The sequence below is a fragment of the Klebsiella indica genome (genome assembly GCF_005860775.1).
GTDB classification, from domain to species: domain Bacteria; phylum Pseudomonadota; class Gammaproteobacteria; order Enterobacterales; family Enterobacteriaceae; genus Klebsiella; species Klebsiella indica.
This window is the reverse complement of record NZ_VCHQ01000070.1, coordinates 1-2,827: the sequence shown is the minus strand read 5'-3', so window position 1 is coordinate 2,827 and position 2,827 is coordinate 1. Positions and strand designations below refer to the sequence as shown.

Here is a 2,827-nt window from a genome sequence, read left to right as displayed (position 1 = left end):
ATACTCTTGTATGCTCCTTCCTTTCCTGCGCTTGCCGCCTTGCCGCTGCGCAAACTATTGCGTACTACAATCCGGTATCAATGCTGAATATTGTCTCTCAAATCGCCAAAACATCTTCGGCGTTGTAAGGTTAAGCCTCACGGTTCATTAGTACCGGTTAGCTCAACGCATCGCTGCGCTTACACACCCGGCCTATCAACGTCGTCGTCTTCAACGTTCCTTCAGGACTCTCAAGGAGTCAGGGAGAACTCATCTCGGGGCAAGTTTCGTGCTTAGATGCTTTCAGCACTTATCTCTTCCGCATTTAGCTACCGGGCAGTGCCATTGGCATGACAACCCGAACACCAGTGATGCGTCCACTCCGGTCCTCTCGTACTAGGAGCAGCCCCCCTCAGTTCTCCAGCGCCCACGGCAGATAGGGACCGAACTGTCTCACGACGTTCTAAACCCAGCTCGCGTACCACTTTAAATGGCGAACAGCCATACCCTTGGGACCTACTTCAGCCCCAGGATGTGATGAGCCGACATCGAGGTGCCAAACACCGCCGTCGATATGAACTCTTGGGCGGTATCAGCCTGTTATCCCCGGAGTACCTTTTATCCGTTGAGCGATGGCCCTTCCATTCAGAACCACCGGATCACTATGACCTGCTTTCGCACCTGCTCGCGCCGTCACGCTCGCAGTCAAGCTGGCTTATGCCATTGCACTAACCTCCTGATGTCCGACCAGGATTAGCCAACCTTCGTGCTCCTCCGTTACTCTTTAGGAGGAGACCGCCCCAGTCAAACTACCCACCAGACACTGTCCGCAACCCGGATYACGGGCCCACGTTAGAACACCAGCCATTAAAGGGTGGTATTTCAAGGACGGCTCCGTGCAGACTGGCGTCCACACTTCAAAGCCTCCCACCTATCCTGCACATCAAGGACCAGTGTTCAGTGTCAAGCTATAGTAAAGGTTCACGGGGTCTTTCCGTCTTGCCGCGGGTACACTGCATCTTCACAGCGAGTTCAATTTCACTGAGTCCCGGGTGGAGACAGCCTGGCCATCATTACGCCATTCGTGCAGGTCGGAACTTACCCGACAAGGAATTTCGCTACCTTAGGACCGTTATAGTTACGGCCGCCGTTTACCGGGGCTTCGATCAAGAGCTTCTCCGCGAGGATAACCCCATCAATTAACCTTCCGGCACCGGGCAGGCGTCACACCGTATACGTCCACTTTCGTGTTTGCACAGTGCTGTGTTTTTAATAAACAGTTGCAGCCAGCTGGTATCTTCGACTGATTTCAGCTCCATGAGTAAATCACTTCACCTACATATCAGCGTGCCTTCTCCCGAAGTTACGGCACCATTTTGCCTAGTTCCTTCACCCGGGTTCTCTCAAGCGCCTTGGTATTCTCTACCTGACCACCTGTGTCGGTTTGGGGTACGATTACGTGTCACCTGATGCTTAGAGGCTTTTCCTGGAAGCAGGGCATTTATTGCTTCAGCACCGTAGTGCCTCGTCATCACGCCTCAGTGTTAAAGTGAACCGGATTTGCCTGGTCCACACACCTGCACGCTTAAACCGGGACAACCGTCGCCCGGCCAACATAGCCTTCTCCGTCCCCCCTTCGCAGTGACACACAGTACAGGAATATTAACCTGTTTCCCATCGACTACGCCTTTCGGCCTCGCCTTAGGGGTCGACTCACCCTGCCCCGATTAACGTTGGACAGGAACCCTTGGTCTTCCGGCGAGCGGGCTTTTCACCCGCTTTATCGTTACTTATGTCAGCATTCGCACTTCTGATACCTCCAGCAWSCCTCACAGSMCACCTTCWACGGCTTACAGAACGCTCCCCTACCCAACGAACGTATCCTTAAACCGACTCGACTTTGTAAAACGCTTTGACGTCGCTCCGCTCCGTCAATCGTTAAGCCTGTAAATCGWTTTAAGTGATACGTTCGCTGCCGCAGCTTCGGTGCATGGTTTAGCCCCGTTACATCTTCCGCGCAGGCCGACTCGACCAGTGAGCTATTACGCTTTCTTTAAATGATGGCTGCTTCTAAGCCAACATCCTGGCTGTCTGGGCCTTCCCACATCGTTTCCCACTTAACCATGACTTTGGGACCTTAGCTGGCGGTCTGGGTTGTTTCCCTCTTCACGACGGACGTTAGCACCCGCCGTGTGTCTCCCGTGATAACATTCTCCGGTATTCGCAGTTTGCATCGGGTTGGTAAGCCGGGATGGCCCCCTRGCCGAAACAGTGCTCTACCCCCGGAGATGAATTCACGAGGCGCTACCTAAATAGCTTTCGGGGAGAACCAGCTATCTCCCGGTTTGATTGGCCTTTCACCCCCAGCCACAGGTCATCCGCTAATTTTTCAACATTAGTCGGTTCGGTCCTCCAGTTAGTGTTACCCAACCTTCAACCTGCCCATGGCTAGATCACCGGGTTTCGGGTCTATACCCTGCAACTTAACGCCCAGTTAAGACTCGGTTTCCCTKCGGCTCCCCTATACGGTTAACCTTGCTACAGAATATAAGTCGCTGACCCATTATACAAAAGGTACGCAGTCACCCCATAAAAGAGGCTCCCACTGCTTGTACGTACACGGTTTCAGGTTCTTTTTCACTCCCCTCGCCGGGGTTCTTTTCGCCTTTCCCTCACGGTACTGGTTCACTATCGGTCAGTCAGGAGTATTTAGCCTTGGAGGATGGTCCCCCCATATTCAGACAGGATACCACGTGTCCCGCCCTACTCATCGAGCTCACAGCCTGTGCGTTTTCGTGTACGGGACTTTCACCCTGTACCGTGCGACTTTCCAGACGCTTCCACTAAC

At 53.4% G+C, this 2,827-nt stretch carries 1 rRNA gene; it reads right to left on the bottom strand.

What is annotated here, in order from left to right:
* Positions 1–126: 126 nt before the first annotated feature.
* A 23S ribosomal RNA gene (locus tag FE839_RS24495) occupies positions 127–2,827 on the bottom strand; the annotation flags it as partial.